This is a genomic window from Nocardia otitidiscaviarum NBRC 14405 (genome assembly GCF_000308635.1).
Lineage (GTDB): Bacteria > Actinomycetota > Actinomycetes > Mycobacteriales > Mycobacteriaceae > Nocardia > Nocardia otitidiscaviarum.
This window is the reverse complement of the sequence record NZ_BAGD01000122.1, coordinates 1-14,395: the sequence shown is the minus strand read 5'-3', so window position 1 is coordinate 14,395 and position 14,395 is coordinate 1. Positions and strand designations below refer to the sequence as shown.

The 14,395-nt window shown below is 68.6% G+C and carries 15 protein-coding genes; 3 read left to right on the top strand and 12 right to left on the bottom strand.

From position 1 onward, the window contains the following. From ON31_RS37630 to ON31_RS27725, 8 genes are all read right to left on the bottom strand, one after another. Window positions 1-216: hypothetical protein (locus ON31_RS37630; protein WP_218007392.1), on the bottom strand; the 216-nt coding region annotated here is incomplete at its 3' end. Window positions 217-654: 438 nt separating this feature from the next. Then, complete coding sequence (gene curA / locus ON31_RS27755) at window positions 655-1,668, bottom strand: NADPH-dependent curcumin/dihydrocurcumin reductase (protein ID WP_039817824.1); 1,014 nt, start codon at window positions 1,666-1,668, stop codon at window positions 655-657. Between the two features lie 104 nt (window positions 1,669-1,772). Beyond that, on the bottom strand, window positions 1,773-2,993 hold the full coding sequence (locus ON31_RS27750; protein WP_039817822.1) for a cytochrome P450 family protein: 1,221 nt from the start codon (window positions 2,991-2,993) through the stop codon (window positions 1,773-1,775). Next, complete coding sequence (locus tag ON31_RS27745; protein WP_029932934.1) at window positions 2,990-4,270, bottom strand: cytochrome P450; 1,281 nt, start codon at window positions 4,268-4,270, stop codon at window positions 2,990-2,992. Before ON31_RS27745 ends, ON31_RS27750 begins: the two co-directional genes overlap by 4 nt. Continuing rightward, complete coding sequence (locus ON31_RS27740; protein ID WP_029932933.1) at window positions 4,267-4,899, bottom strand: GTP-binding protein; 633 nt, start codon at window positions 4,897-4,899, stop codon at window positions 4,267-4,269. Before ON31_RS27740 ends, ON31_RS27745 begins: the two co-directional genes overlap by 4 nt. Further along, entirely contained in the window at window positions 4,880-5,251 is a 372-nt protein-coding gene (locus ON31_RS27735) for a DUF742 domain-containing protein (protein WP_029932932.1), read from the bottom strand. Before ON31_RS27735 ends, ON31_RS27740 begins: the two co-directional genes overlap by 20 nt. Continuing rightward, the gene (locus ON31_RS27730) at window positions 5,248-5,661 is read right to left on the bottom strand and encodes a roadblock/LC7 domain-containing protein (RefSeq protein ID WP_039817821.1); all 414 of its coding nucleotides are present in this window, start codon (window positions 5,659-5,661) and stop codon (window positions 5,248-5,250) included. The genes ON31_RS27735 and ON31_RS27730 overlap by 4 nt, the downstream gene beginning before the upstream one ends. After that, window positions 5,658-7,022, bottom strand: coding sequence for a sensor histidine kinase (locus ON31_RS27725; RefSeq protein ID WP_255222281.1), 1,365 nt, complete (start codon window positions 7,020-7,022; stop codon window positions 5,658-5,660). The genes ON31_RS27730 and ON31_RS27725 overlap by 4 nt, the downstream gene beginning before the upstream one ends. A 356-nt stretch (window positions 7,023-7,378) precedes the next feature. On the opposite strand from ON31_RS27725, the gene ON31_RS27720 reads away from it, so the two are divergent. Then, the gene (locus ON31_RS27720; RefSeq protein WP_029932929.1) at window positions 7,379-7,669 is read left to right on the top strand and encodes a WhiB family transcriptional regulator; all 291 of its coding nucleotides are present in this window, start codon (window positions 7,379-7,381) and stop codon (window positions 7,667-7,669) included. A 12-nt stretch (window positions 7,670-7,681) separates the two neighbouring features. Here the strand turns inward: ON31_RS27720 and ON31_RS27715 are convergent, their stop codons facing one another. Continuing rightward, window positions 7,682-9,412 carry an alpha/beta hydrolase gene (locus tag ON31_RS27715; RefSeq protein WP_039817820.1) on the bottom strand — a complete coding sequence of 577 codons (1,731 nt, stop codon included), beginning with the start codon at window positions 9,410-9,412 and terminating at the stop codon, window positions 7,682-7,684. A 493-nt stretch (window positions 9,413-9,905) separates the two neighbouring features. Here ON31_RS27715 and ON31_RS27710 point away from each other — a divergent pair, with 493 nt between their 5' ends. Then, window positions 9,906-11,222, top strand: a complete 1,317-nt coding sequence (locus tag ON31_RS27710) for an ABC1 kinase family protein (RefSeq protein WP_157533789.1) — start codon at window positions 9,906-9,908, stop codon at window positions 11,220-11,222. A gap of 6 nt (window positions 11,223-11,228) precedes the next feature. Here ON31_RS27710 and ON31_RS38230 read toward each other — a convergent pair whose 3' ends face one another. From ON31_RS38230 to ON31_RS27700, 3 genes are all read right to left on the bottom strand, one after another. Further along, window positions 11,229-11,351 carry a hypothetical protein gene (locus ON31_RS38230; RefSeq protein WP_255056468.1) on the bottom strand — a complete coding sequence of 41 codons (123 nt, stop codon included), beginning with the start codon at window positions 11,349-11,351 and terminating at the stop codon, window positions 11,229-11,231. A 171-nt stretch (window positions 11,352-11,522) separates the two neighbouring features. Further along, complete coding sequence (locus ON31_RS27705; protein WP_303621452.1) at window positions 11,523-12,797, bottom strand: KasA/KasB family beta-ketoacyl-ACP synthase; 1,275 nt, start codon at window positions 12,795-12,797, stop codon at window positions 11,523-11,525. Between the two features lie 174 nt (window positions 12,798-12,971). Beyond that, window positions 12,972-13,751, bottom strand: a complete 780-nt coding sequence (locus ON31_RS27700; protein ID WP_081592778.1) for an SGNH/GDSL hydrolase family protein — start codon at window positions 13,749-13,751, stop codon at window positions 12,972-12,974. A 154-nt stretch (window positions 13,752-13,905) separates the two neighbouring features. Here ON31_RS27700 and ON31_RS27695 point away from each other — a divergent pair, with 154 nt between their 5' ends. Then, window positions 13,906-14,205 (top strand): hypothetical protein, encoded by a 300-nt coding sequence (locus ON31_RS27695; RefSeq protein WP_143981836.1) that lies wholly within the window; start codon window positions 13,906-13,908, stop codon window positions 14,203-14,205. The last annotated feature ends 190 nt before the right edge of the window (window positions 14,206-14,395 follow it).

The window sequence follows — 14,395 nt, the reverse complement described above, 5'->3', positions numbered from 1 at the left end:
TGGCGACGACCCGACCGGGTGGGCCACCCTCGGACGCGCCAGCGGCAGCGAAAGCGGTAGCAACAGTATCGGCAACAGCAGCATCGGTGGCGGCGGCAACAGCAGCAGCTTCGGCAACAGCATCAGCGGCGGCAGCAGCGGCGGCCGCAACCGCAGCGGCGGTGTCGGTAGTGGCCGGTATCCGGGTCGTGTCGTGTGGACACCCCCGACCCGCATCGACCCGGCCCGTGCTCCTCGGGTGAACCTGCACCACCACCCGGAACAATGGCTCACCGAGCCCCCGACCGGTCACGGTATCGACCATCCCGACCGACCCGGTCACCGTCACCGCGACCACCGAACAGCCGATCGACGACCCACCGGCCATCACGACCGGCCATCGACCGACCACCGCACCCACCGGCCGAACCCGTCCCGGGGCGATCACTTACGCCAATAACCGCCACCGGCACAAGGCCCGTCCGAGAACGCAACCCAGCCAGTCCGTCGGCTGGGATAGACGCGCGCGGCACCCAACCCGGCGTCAGCGAAAGCCAGGTAAGGCACCCAACGCCACCACACTCATCCCTTGAAATCTCTGCGGCAACACCCCCAGACCGACACAACCCCCGACACCGCAACACATGGACAAGGCCGAAACCTACTGCCGAACAATCACTCCCCAACCCGCACCACAACCTTCCCCACATTCTTCCCGCTCAACAACCCCTGAAACGCCCCCACCGCACTCCCCAACCCCTCGACCACATCCTCGAGATAAGCAACCCGCCCCTCCCGAACCCACCCCGAAACCTCGGAATAGAACTCCCCGAACTGCCCCGAGAACTCCGTCTGAATAAACCCCCGCACCGTCAACGACTTCCGCAACACCAGCGACATCAGCAGCCCCATCCGATCCGGCCCCGGCGGCAGCGACGACGCGTTGTACTGAGCGATCAACCCACACACCGGAATTCGGGCGAACCCGTTGAGACGTGGCAGCACGGCATCGAATACCGCACCACCGACATTCTCGAAGTAGACGTCGATACCGTCCGGGGTAGCGGCGGCCAACTGCTCCACGAAATCGGGTGCCCGATGATCGATGGCGGCGTCGAAACCGAAGTGGTCACGCAGTAGCGCAACCTTCCGCGGCCCGCCCGCGATCCCGACCGCCCGCGCCCCCTTGATCTTGGCGATCTGCCCGACCGTGGCCCCGACCGGCCCGGTGGCGGCGGCGACCACCACCGTCTCACCCGGTTGGGGACGGCCGATGGTGAGCAACCCCGAATAGGCGGTGAATCCGGGCATGCCCCGGACGCCGAGCGCGGTGGTGAGCGGTGCGGCTTCCGGGTCGAGCTTGCGCAGGTGCTTCACCCGCTCCACCGAATGCGTCTGCCAGCCACCGTATCCGAGCACGTAGTCACCGGATCGCACTGCGGGATCGGCGGATTCGAGCACCCGCGACACCGTTGCACCGACCATGGTCTCGCCGATACCCACCGGTGGCGCGTACGAGGGTGCGTCGCTCATGCGCCCACGCATGTACGGGTCGAGCGAGAGATACAGCGTCTGAAGCAGGGCTTCGCCCGCCCCGGGCGGGTCCAACTCCACCGTCTCGGTGCGGAAGTTCTCTTCGGTGGGCATGCCGGTGGGCCGGGAGGCCAGGACGATCCGAGTGCTCTTCATTCCGCGATACACCTTTCGCCGGGGGAACGATCCCACGGTACGACGGAACACCCGCGATACACAGGCGACGGGCCGCCACCGAGACGGCGGCCCGCCAGAGAGGGTCAGCTCACGTGGACCGGGAAGGACGCCAGATCGTTCTGGGTGAGCACGGGCAGATTGCCGATCTCCTCCACCGGCACCGCCAGCCGCAGCTCGGGGAACCGCTCGAACAGCGCGGGTAGTGCGATGGCGGCCTCCATGCGGGCCAGGGCCGCGCCGGGGCAGATGTGCGGACCGTAGCCGAAGGAGATATTGCGGTGGGCAGTCGGCCGGGTGATGTCGAATTCGTCGGCGTCCGCACCGTGCACGGCGGTGTCGCGGCCGATGGCCCGATACGACATGACGACGCCCTCGCCCTTCTCGATCACCGTGTCACCGACGGTGATGTCCTCGGTGGCGAAGCGCATCAGCAGATGGATGACCGGCCCGTCCCAGCGCAGGGTCTCCTCGATGGCATTGCGCCATTCGTAGTCGCCCGAGCGGATCTTGTCGAGCTGTTCCGGCCGGGTGAGCAGCGCGCGCACGGCGGCGAGAATCAGGCTGACGGTGGTTTCGTGGCCCGCGGCGACCAGTGCCTTGAGATTGCCCACCACCTCTTCCTCGGTGAGCGGTTCACCGCCCTCGTCGGCCTGGATGAAGGCGCTGGTGAGATCGTCGGTCGGGTCGGCCGTCTTGGCGCGCACCATCTTCAGGTAGTAGACGTCCAGTTCTTCGAGCAGCCGTAGCCGCTCCTCGTGCGGCGTCAGCATGGAGAAGAACGCCTTGTACGACTCCAGCAGATACCCGTGGTCGGCCTTGTCGACGCCCATGAGCTCGCTGACCACCCGCATGGGCAGCGGATACGCGAAGACCTGCTTGAGATCCACGACCGCGCCGTCCTTGCCCGCCGCCTCCAGATCGTCGAGCAGTTCGGCGACGAACCGTTCGATCATGGGCCGCAGGGCCTCCAGCCGCCGCGGGCTCAGCGCCTGGGTGGTCTTGATGCGCAGGCGGCGGTGCTCCGCGCCGTCGACGGTGAACATGGAGCGCCCCGCGTCGATCATGCCGATCAGCGGCCACTGCCGGGTGACGACACCGGAATTCCACAGTCCCCAGGCATTGATGTCCTTGACCAGGCGGCTGTCGACCAGCAGCTGGCGAGCGACGCTGTGATCGGTGACCGTCCAGGCGGTGGCGCCCAGCAGGTCGATGCGGGCCAGCGGCCCGGCCGCGCGCAACCGGTCGGTCTCCCCGGCCAGATCACCGATCATGGGGTCGATGGCGATGGGGCATTGACTACTCACGAGAAACCTCCGACAGCACGAACTGGAGTGAAAACCACGGGAAGAGAAGTCATCCCGCGCAGGAACGGCGAGGGTCGCCGCATCAGGTTCTGCGGCGGCACCGCCAAGTCGACATCGGGCAACCGGTCGAGCAGTACCTCGATTCCGGTGCGCGCGATGACCTCGGCGATCTGCTGCGCCGGATACGGGCACCGGTATTCGCCGTAACTGAACGCGAAGTGTGCGCTGTTGCCGAGATACGCCGATTCCGGACCGTCCGAAATCCCCTGTCGCACATGGGGGTCGGTATTGGCCGCGCCGAGCCCGAGCAGCAGCAGATCCCCGGACCGCACCGTCTTGTCCGCGAGCCGGGTGTCCCGGGCCGCCCAGCGTCCGGCGAGGATCTGGGTCGGGGTGTCCTCCCACAGCGCCTCGTTCATGGCCTGGCCGACACTGCTGCGTCCGCCGCCGAACGCCGCCGCGAATCGGTCGTCGGTGAGCATGAGTCGCAGCGAGTTCACCAGCCAGTCGGCGGTGGTCAGATGCCCGGCGGCCAGAATGGCCTGGAGATCGAGGGTGTACTCCTCGGCGGTGAAGGGCTCGGGGTGCGCCAGCATCATCGACACCAGGTCACTGCCCGGATGCCGCTGCTTGGCCGCCACCAGATTCGCCATGGCCTGGTTGAAGCGCCCGTACGCCGCCTGCGCCTCCGCCCCGCTGTCGGCGATGTGCTTCATGATCGTCGCGAGTTCCGGGGCCTCACTGTCCGGGAACCCCATGATGCGCGCCAAGGCCAGCACCGGCAGTGGTTCGGCGAAGTCGGCGACCATATCGGCCTCGCCGCGCCCGCAGAACGAGTCGATCAGTCGATCCGCCAATTCCTCACAGGTGGCGCGCAATTCGAACGGATTGACCGCCTCCAGCGCGGGCTCCACCATGGCGACGTGCCGCCGGTGCTCGGCCCCGGCGGTGAAGTAGATGGACGGCATGGGCGAGCCGACCATGGGCAGCAGCGGCCAGTCCGGCGGGATGTTCGGCCACTGGTTCCACCGGGCGACATCGCGCGGGAACAACTCGGCATCGCTGGTCACCTGATGCAGTTCGCGGTAGCCGATCACCAGCCAGGCCGGAATGCCGCCCGGCAGTTCGACCGCCACCACCGGCCCGTGCTCGCGACGCATCTCCGCGTACAGCCGGAACGGATCGGTGTGGAAGCGCGGTCCGCTCAGCGGCACGGCGGAATCACGGTGCACCGGGCACCCGCCGGAACGCTCCGGCACGAGGTCGGGCGAGGTCATGAGGCGGTCTCCGGGGTGAGGTCGTGGTGTCGAGCGGCCTCGGCGTAGAGGTGCTCGACGAGGGTGATCAGCACCCGCTTGCTGGACTCGCGCGAGCGGGCGTCGCAATTCAACAGCGGCACAGCGGGATCCAGGTCGAGTGCATCGCGCACATCGCCGGGCATATGTGGATGACCGCCGAAATCGTTGCACGCCACCACGAAGGGGGTGCGCTGATGCTCCAGCCGGTCGATGGCGTACCAGCAGTCGGCGATCCGGCGCGGGTCCACCAGCACGATGGCTCCGAGCGCGCCGGTGAACAGCCGGTCCCACAGGAACCAGAACCGTTCCTGACCGGGCGCGCCGAACAGGTACAGCACGTTCTCCGCATCGATGGTGATACGGCCGAAGTCGAAGGCGACGGTGGTGGTCGACTTCCCCGGCACGCTACCGGGATCGTCCACGCCGACACCGACATCGGTCATGGTGGCCTCGGTGTCCAGCGGGCGGATCTCGCTGACCGAGCGCACCAGCGTGGTCTTGCCGACCCCGAAACCGCCGACGATGACGATCTTCAGCCCTTGTCGGGCGGTGTTGTGCAAGGGGGCGTCGGCGCGGGCGGGTCGGGGGTCAAAGCTTGCGGAGTCCAACGAGTACCTTCTCGAGGGTGGTGGCATCCGGCACCGCGGTCCACGGCGAGCCGGGGGTGGCCGTGCCGGTATGCGGGTGGCGAACGGTGATCCGGCCCGCGTGCAGCAGGTCCGACAGCAGGATGGTGGCGATTCCGACCGGGATGCGCAGCTCCGCCGCGATTTCCACCACGGCCGTCGGGGCCGTGCACATCCGGAGGATGGCCGCGTGCTCGGACTGCATTCCCGGCGTCGGATCGCATTCGCTCACAACGAGAGTCACGAGATCGAAGGCATCGGAGTCGGGTCTGCTCCGGCCCCCCGTCAGCGTGTAGAGCCGATCGGGGGAGTCGTCGCGGCCGGGTCTGCTCACGGCAGGCTCGTTCCCCCGCGCGGTGCCGCCGCGAGATGCTCGCCGAGCTGTTCGACCAGTTCGCGCATATTGTGGCCGACCAGCCCGGCATCGGCGTCCTCGGTCGCGATCACCGCGATGTGCGCGCCCATACCGGCTTCCACGATGAACAGGATGCCGCCGTAGAACTCGGTCATGGACTGGCGCACGCCGCTGTGCCCCGCGCCGAACTCCACCGAGGCCCCGTGCGAGAGGCTCTGGATGCCCGCCGCGATGGCGGCCAGCTGGTCGGCCTTGTCGACGGTGAGTTCCGGGGTGTGACAGATTTTCAGCCCGTCGCTGGACAGCAGCAGTGCGTGCCTGGTGCGCGGGGTGCGGCCGAGCAGCTGTTCGAGCAGCCAGCCGAGTTGTGCGGGCGCGGACGTTGTCATCGATCGGCCTCCACGGCAGGGGAAGTGGTTGCGGTATCACCGTTCTCGCGCCCGGTCACGGCGCGCTGGAAGGCTCCCAGCGACGACGGTGATGACGGGGCGGGCGGAACCGCGGCGGATGTCGGAGCGGACAGACCCTCGGGGTGCACCGCGGCCAGGGTGCTGCCCCGGCGGCGCTTGGGGAGCGCCGGTTCGGGGGCGGCCGGTGCGAGCGCGGGGTGCTCGCCGGTGCTGTCGGACCGCCCGGGGAGTTCCCGCGGTGTCTCGGCGATGGCCGCGGCGATGGTGGACAGCGTGCGGGGCGCCGGTTCCACCCGTGTGGTGAGGTCACGCGGCACCACCACGACCACCGCGGTACCGCCGATGGCCGACGGCCGGTACGAGACGGTGAGCCCGTGCTTGCGCGCGAGATGGCCCACCACCGCGAGCCCGAGGCGAGTGCCGGTGAGCGAGGACAGATCCGCGCGCGCATCGCGACCGTCGGTCCCCGATACCGCCGCCTCGGCGCGGCGCAGTGCGGATTCGCTCATCACGAGTCCGCTGTCCTCGATGGTGATCACCACGCCCGCGGGCACCTCGGCGGCGTAGACGTGCACCTCCGTGGTGGGTGGGGAGAAGTTGCAGGCGTTGTCGAGCAGTTCGGCGAGTGCGTGCATGACGCCCTCGGCCGCGTGCCCGGCGACGGCGATCTCGGCGATGGCGCGCAGCCGGACCCGCTGATACCCCGCGACACGCCCCATGGCCCCGCGCAGAATCGATTCCATGGCAATGGGTTTGGCCCAGCGCCGCCCCGAGCGCGCCCCGCTGAGCACCGCGATGCTGTCGGCCAGCCGTCCGGCCTGGGCGGTGCGGTGATCCAGGTGCAGGAGGTCGGCCAGCACGGTGGGGTCGGCGTGCCGATGCTCCATCTCGCGCAGTTCCGCCAGCATGCTGGTGGTCATGGCCTGCATGCGCCCCGCCGCCCCGGCGAAGGCGGCCAGCGCCGCGGCCCGGCGCGCCTCGGCGCTTCTGGCCTGTTCCAGGAGTCCGGTCGCGGCCTCGGTGGCCGCGTCGGCGCGCCCGGCGGCCTCGGCGGCGGTGGTCGCGGCGACCCGCCGGACCTCTGCGGCCTCAGCACGCGCCCGGTCGGCCTCCACCCGGTAGTGAAATGCCGCTGTCACACTGGCGCACAACGTGATCGCCGCCACCAGCACACCGATGGTTATCGGTAGTCGGGCGGCGGTGGGTGCGAAGAACACCGCGGCGGCGCCGAGCGCGGTGGTCAGGATCGCGCAGACCAGTAGCGCCAGATAGGGCTGACGCGTACCGCGAATGCTGTGTGGGTTCGGTTCGCCGTCCGAGGGACTGGATGATTCTGACAAGTTCCGCACTTCCGCACTCGCGTCGACCACGGGAAACGCATACGGTCTCCGGGCTCTGTACCCCCCTGCCGCAACCATTCAAAAAACATGGCCGACAAGCGGTTTCGAAGGTCGCCAGGATTGTAGCCCCGGATTTCAGCAACCGCTACTCGAGTCTTGCTGGACGGTTGTCCGGGGATGCGGCGGACGGGTCTACCTGGCGGATCGCGGCGTGCGGGCTGGTCGTCAGGTCTCGAGATGACAACTACTCATGAGGCAGTTACTTTATGGTTACCTAATTCGACTAGAAGTGATCCACAAGAAATCACTGCGAGTATCGGACGATCGAAGACGCATGACAGACGAGGGAGGTTCCAATGGCAATCAAACAGCTAGCCATCGTTCCGCTGGTGGAGGCCGAAGATCCGGCGTGGCGTGAACTGGCACTGTGCTCCCAGACCGATCCGGACGTCTTCTTCCCGGAGAAGGGCGGCTCCACCCGCGAGGCCAAATTGGTCTGCGGCCGTTGCGAAGTGCAGGGGGAGTGCCTGGAGTACGCGCTCGCCCACGACGAGCGCTTCGGCATCTGGGGTGGCCTGTCCGAGCGGGAACGCCGCAAGCGCAAGGACGAATTCCGCCGTCGCGGCCATCTGCGCGCCGTCAGCTAGGCGCGTACCGCGTCACTTGTGCGCGTACTCCCAGTCGATGTCCGCATCGAGGGCCGCGCGGATACGCTGCGCGAGTTCCGGTGTCCAGTCCGGTGGCCGGGTGATCGCGGCCCAGCCGTCCAGGACCAGGGTGCCGTACTTGTGGCCGTGCCCGGCCGGAACCTTCTGGGCATTGGCCAGATCGGCGCTGATCTGCCAGAAGGTGACGATCGGCCACCAGCGCACCGACCGCGAGACATCCGAACCGCGTGGTTCGGCGAGCCAATCCGGGCGGGAGAACAGCAGATCCGGCGACCACCAGACGATCGGGTCCGAGGCGTGCTGGAGATACACCACGCGCGGATCGAGCCACTGGGCGTTCGGCCGGTTCAAATCCTCGGCGCTTCCGGCGAATCGAACGACCAACCCATCGGCGTAGACGGGCAGGATCTCGGGGGTGCCGGGATCGCGCCGCGCCTCGAGCGCGCTCCAGATGCGATTGGAATTCGGGGGACCCACCCACATCACCCCGTCCACCAGGGTGCGGATGTCATCGAGCCCGGTGAACGCTCCCTCGGATCCCTGTGAGCCCAGACTCTCGCCGTAGACGAGCAGCTTCGGCCGCGTCTCCGGCGGCAGCGTCGCCCAGCGCGCGTGGACGGCGTGCACGAGCAGTCGCCCGGCCTCGGTGGCCTTGTCGCGGTCGGACAGGAACGACAGCACGCTCGGCAGATACGAGTACTGCGTCGCCGCGATGGCGGTGTCGCCGCCGTACATGTACTCGATGGCCGCGGCCGTGGTGGAGTCCACCCACCCGGTGCCGGTGGTGGTGACCACGACCAGCACCCGCCGGTCGAAAGCGCCGGTGCGGTCGAGTTCGCGGACCACCAGATCGGCCACGGCCTCGGGTGTCGACGCCGACTCCAGCCCGGCGTAGACCCGAATCGGCTCGCGCGCGGGCTTTCCCGTGACGGCCGTGATGCGCTCGGCCGACGGTGCGTAGGAGACGAACCAGCGCCCCTCGGAACCGAGCGTGTCCCACGGCGCCAGCGACCTCGGACTGCCCGACCGTTCCGGCAGCACGGGCTGCTGGGCGGCCGCGGAGGTGTGGCCGTTGCGCAGGCTGAAGGCCGAGTTCGCCACCGAGAAGAAGGCTTTCACCAGCACGCCCTGCCACAGCAGTACGCAGAACACCGCGACCAGCACCACCGCGCCGGGCAGTGCGATCGGGCGCGGGACGCGCAGATCGATATTGAGCGCCCGGGTGAGGCGGCGCACCGCCCAGCGCAGCAGCCGGAACACCAGGATGATCAGCGCGACGGTGGCGAAGGCCAGCAGTTCGGTGCGCAGATAGCTCGAGGTGGTGGTCGGCTCCATGCCCATCATCGTCTGGAGGTTGCGCTGCCAGCGGGCCGAGCGCACCAGAATGAGCGCCGCCCCGACGACCACCGCCACCACCGTGCCCGCCTTGAGCAGATCCTGCACGCGCTGCGGCGGATTCATGAGCGTGGCGATCCACGCGCGCTCCGGCAGCCGCGGCCGCACCCAGCGCGTGAACGCCCACTCCAGCACGCAGCCGACGGCATAGCCGATCACGGCGCTCACCCCGCTGACGAGTCCCTGGAACAGCCAGGTGCGCGGGAGCAGCGACGGTGATACCGACCAGGCGAAGAAGATGGCCGCGACCACGACACCGGGGTAGTTCGGCCGGACGGCGCGTTCCGCCGCCAGCAGCGCCGCCATGCCGCGCTCTAGGATCGTCATCCCTCGAGTGTTACCCGCCGATTGCCGTGACCTGGGGCAGCGACACGGATGAGAGGTCGGTCACGCCGTCGCTCCCGCTGTGTGATGGGCCATCGATCATCGCCAAGTTCTGGACGTCTGACTACTTTCGACATGGTTCATGTAGTCCAGTTCAGAGGGAACAGCCATGCCCATTATCGATCTCGGTTCCGCCGCCTTGAATCTCGCCAACGTCGTCACCAATATCGCCGCGAACATCACCTACATCCTGCACGCCTGGGGTCTGGCCTGATCCTGATCGGGTGAATCCCGGCGCGCGCGGTTGACGAACAGTGCTATTCGCAAGTCGCCGGAGCGTGTGACAGACTACACACCGCAGGGAACAGTGGGCGGTGGGTGAATGGTGAGTGGCAGGCAGACCTCGGGGCGGGTGATTCCGTTTCCGGGGCGGCACCGCAAGGATGCGGGACCGGCGCCGACCGGGCGATTGCGGCGCGATGCGAAATTGGCGGCCGTGCCCGTCGCGTATGCGGGACGGCGCGCGGCCGGCCTGGGTCGGCGCATGCTCGGGCGCACCGCGGCGGAGATCGATCACGATATCCAGGTGCGCACCGCCGAGCATCTGGTCGACGTCCTCGGCGAACTGCGCGGATGTGCGGCCAAACTCGGCCAGATGGCGTCGGTGTACCGGTCGGCCGTACCGCTGGTCCCCCTGGAGTTCGGGGAGATAGCGGGCACCGCCCTCGCCCGATTGCAGGATTCCGCGCCACCGATGCTGCCCGCACTCGTCCATCAGGTGCTGGCCGAGGATTTCGGCCCCCGATGGCGGGAGCGATTCCGCGACTTCTCGGATCGACCGGCCGCCGCGGCCTCACTCGGGCAGGTGCACCGCGCCGTCTGGCACGACGGCCGTGAGGTCGCGGTCAAGGTCATGTACCCGGGCGCACAGCAGGCGGTGGCGTCGGATCTGAGCCAATTGCGCAGCGTGACCGGAATCATCGGCGCGGTCATGCCGGGTGCGGATGTGCACGCGGTGGTCGACATGGTGTGCTCCATGGTCGGCGACGAACTGGACTACCACCGGGAGGCGGCGAATCAGCAGCGCTGTGCCGACGCCTTCGCCGGAGACCCCGACTTTCTGGTGCCCGCGGTTGTCGAACACACCGAACACGTGCTGGTCAGCGACTGGGTCGAGGGTATCGCGCTGACCCGACTCATCTCCGGCGGTGTCGCGGTCGACGAGCGCAGCCGGTGGGGACGGCGGGTGTTCCGCTTCCTGGAGATGTCCTATCGGCGCTGCGGCCTGCTCTACAGCGACGTGCATCCCGGGAACTTCCTGATGCTGCCGGACGGGCGACTCGCCGTGGTCGACTTCGGCGCCTGCGCCGGATATCCGCGCGACTTCCGTGCCATCGTCGCCGACATCAGCGAGGTGCTGTTCAACGGTACGCCCGCGGAACTGGACGCCGCCCTGCGCAGGCACGGATTCGTCCGTCCGGGAACCGATTTCGACGCCGTGGAACTGCTACGCGTGGCCGCGCCGTTCCTCGAGGTACTGCTGCGCGACGACTTCCGGATGTCGGTCGAGTGGCTGCGCGAGCAGGTGAACGACATCGTGGCCATCCGGCTGTCCAATGTGTTCCGGCAGATGACCCTGCCGCCCGAACTCACCCCGTTGGCGCGCAAGGTCGGCACCACCGTCGGCACCCTGTGCGTGCTGGGTACCGACGGGATGCGCGAGGACTTCCTGACCTGGTGGCCCGAGGTGGCCGCCGCGGTCGCCCGCTACGAGCAGCGTGTCACGGCGGCGCGTTCGGGTGACGGCGACTGAGTTCGGTCATCCCGCCATCATGGCGGCGGTGAACAGCGCGCCGATTATGGCGATCGCCATGAGCGCGACGATCACGCGATTGCCGCGTGTCGGTGGTTCCGCTCCCTGGATCTCGGGGTTCTCGCTCATCGTCCTCATTTCCTCTGCGGGTCGGCGGTGGTACGGGGTGCTCGTACTCCCGTGGCTCCCAACCGGTTTGCAGACCACGAGGTACGGGGTGACCACGCCGATACGGCATGATCTCATCCGCCGCCCGGTCGATGCCGGGGACCCCGAAAATGTTCGCCGTCGTATCCGTGATCAGTAGCGTCCGAACAGTACGGCGGCATTATGCCCGCCGAAGCCGAACGAATTGTTGAGGGCGAACTCCACATTCGTGTGCCGCGGAGTGGAATGAACTACGTCCAGTTCGATTTCGGGATCCTGATTGTCCAGATTGAGCGTGGGCGGCACCACCTGATCGCGCAGCGTGAGCACCGAGATGACGGCCTCCAGCGCGCCGACCGCGCCCACCGAATGACCCAGCGCCGATTTCGGCGCGTACACCGACGGATGCCGGCCGATCGACGCCGCGATACCCCGCGCCTCGGCCAGGTCGCCCATGGTGGTGCCGGTGGCGTGGGCATTGACATGGTCGACCTCGTTCGGGCTGACCCCGGCCGTCGCGACCGCGCGGCGCATCGCGCGGGCACAGCCCTGCCCCTCCGGATCGGGGGCCACCAGGTGGTAGCCATCGGCGGTGAGCCCCACCCCGAGCAGCCGGGCCAGCGGGGTGGCGCCGCGCGCCCGCGCGTGGTCCTCCGATTCCACGATCAGCAGCGCCGCCGCCTCTCCGAAGACGAAACCGTCGCGATCGCGGTCGAAGGGGCGCGACGCCCGCGCCGGATCGTCGACACGGGAGCTGAGCGCCCGCGCCATCGAGAATCCGGCGATGGTCACGGGATTGATATAGCCCTCGACGCCACCGGCGATGATCATGTCCGCCTCGCCGAGCACGATGGCACGCCACGCGTGCACCAGCGCCTCGCAGCCGGAGGCGCACGCCGATACCGGCGTGACGAGACCGGCGCGGGCGCCGACCTCCAGACCCACCACGCCGGATACGCCATTGGGCATGGACATGGGCACCGCGAACGGCGACACCTTCCGGTAGCCGTGTTCCCGCATGGCCGCGTCGGCCGCCACGATGGTGTCCGCGCCGCCGAGGCCGGTGCCGATGCAGACGCCCAGCCGGTCGGCGTCCACCTCGGGTTTTCCGGCGTTCTCCCACAAGCGTTTTCCCATGGCATACGCCATCTGCTGCACGTAGCACATGCGGCGTTTACGGACCCGGTCCAGACCGGCGGTGGGGTCGTCGACCAGGGTGCCGCCGATGGCATGGGGTAGCTCGTGGCGGGTGATCTCCGGATCGGTCAGGGTTCTGATTCCGCTCGCCCCGGCCAGCAGGCCCTGCCAGGTGCCCTCGGTATCGGCGGCGATCGAGGTGGTCATCTCCACTGCCGTCACCACGACGTCGCGGAAGCCGCCGTTGCGGGTGGAGAAGGTGTCGAGTGTGTGCACGTGTCCCAGTCCCAACTGTCGATCCCACAGGCTCGAGCACGGCAGGTTCGTCAGGTCGGTGGAGACGTCGTTGTCCAGAATTCCGTGCGGCGTGGGCGACCAATTATTCAGGGCGGCAACGAGATTGCGCGCCGGGGCCAGCGTAGCCGGAAAGTCGGGGAACCGGCAGGGGCGGTGGGATTCCGGCGGTCAGGCCAGCGCCGCGTCGACGACCACCGCGGCCAGATACGCCTGTCCCGCGACATTGGCGTGCAGCGGCACGGTCGGCGTCTCCGGGCGCGGACCATTGACCCGGCGGACCTCGACCGGTGCGCAGATGTCGTGTCCGGTCGCGGCGTAGCTGTCGGCGAAGCGGGCGCCGTGGGCGCGGGCCAGCTCGCGCAGGGTGTCGGTGAGACGCTGTCCGCCACCGTGGTCGAGCACGCCGAAACACGGTCCGCTCGTGGGCAGATACCGCAGGTAGGTGGTGAGCACGACGGTGGCGTGCGGGGAGCGCCGACGGATCTCGGTGAGTATCGCCCCGATGCGCTCGGTGAGCACGGTGAGCTGGGCGGCGGTGATGACATTGACGTCGAAGACACCGACGTCGTTGCCCCCGATGGTGAGTGTGACCAGATCGGTCTCGGGCGTGAGCGCGTCGAGCTGCGGTGGGTTCACCGCTCCGCCGCGGCCGACCTGCGGCGCGGTCATATTCGCGGTCTTCGCTCCACTGCAGCTGACATCGACGAACTCGCGCACCCGCAGCGTGCGCGCCACGACCGACGGATAGTTGTCGGCGGCACGGTCGCAGAACCGGGGACTGCCCGGCTGGATTCTGTCGAGCGACCCCACCGCCGCCGCGGAATCGCCGAGTGCGACATAGGTGTCGAAAGGGGGAGCCGCCGGTGTGGCCGCGGCCGCGGTGAACGCCGCCGCGATGCAGATCGACACCGGCGTGATGACTAGGCGACGCAATCGGGCTGCGTGCATATGTCCTCTCTACCGCACCCGCCGGTCGGGTGCGACCACCGTGCGCCCGGGATGTGAACAGCGCGCGGATCATCCCCAACGAACGTTCTCACCCGGCCGGGATCTCGGCTGACTGCTAGATTTCCCGGCAGAAAGGGGATTTCCAATGGGGGAGATGCTGCGAACCGATATCGAGGCCCTGCGCGTCATGGCGGCGGGGGTGCGTGGGGAGGCCGATGCCATCGGTGGCATCGATCCGGTTGGTCTGATCGCGACGGTGGGGCGGGCCATGCCGAATTCGGCCATCGGGTCCGCCGCCGTCGAATTGAGTGAACCGCTACGGATGGCGCTGCGCGATATGGCTCGGCAGGTGCGGGGCTTCGCCGATGCGGCCGACCACGGCGCCACCACCTACGAGGCGCTGGATCAGGCGCTCACCGAGCGGCTGGACGGATACCTGCACGGCACCTCGTAGCGGAGGGTGCCGCCGTGTCGCGAGCGAGCCTGTCCCGGATGCGCGGCTGGGATCCCGCGACCGTGGCCGTCACCGCCGATCCGCTGGCGGCGATGAATCTGCGCATGGCCGAGGCCGTGCGCCGGGTCGGCCGGCATGTCGACGAGGCAGTGGGGCGGTGGCGCGGCGACGCCGCCGCGGCGGCCGCGCT

Bases quoted from the DNA above. Each gene is read 5' to 3' on its own strand.
- curA (WP_039817824.1), bottom strand. From the start codon at position 1,668: ATGAAGAGCACTCGGATCGTCCTGGCCTCCCGGCCCACCGGCATGCCC.
- ON31_RS27745 (WP_029932934.1), bottom strand. From the start codon at position 4,270: ATGACCTCGCCCGACCTCGTGCCGGAGCGTTCCGGCGGGTGCCCGGTG.
- ON31_RS27730 (WP_039817821.1), bottom strand. From the start codon at position 5,661: ATGACAACGTCCGCGCCCGCACAACTCGGCTGGCTGCTCGAACAGCTG.
- ON31_RS27720 (WP_029932929.1), top strand. From the start codon at position 7,379: ATGGCAATCAAACAGCTAGCCATCGTTCCGCTGGTGGAGGCCGAAGAT.
- ON31_RS27715 (WP_039817820.1), bottom strand. From the start codon at position 9,412: ATGACGATCCTAGAGCGCGGCATGGCGGCGCTGCTGGCGGCGGAACGC.
- ON31_RS38230 (WP_255056468.1), bottom strand. From the start codon at position 11,351: ATGAGCGAGAACCCCGAGATCCAGGGAGCGGAACCACCGACACGCGGC.
- ON31_RS27700 (WP_081592778.1), bottom strand. From the start codon at position 13,751: ATGCACGCAGCCCGATTGCGTCGCCTAGTCATCACGCCGGTGTCGATC.
- ON31_RS27695 (WP_143981836.1), top strand. From the start codon at position 13,906: ATGCTGCGAACCGATATCGAGGCCCTGCGCGTCATGGCGGCGGGGGTG.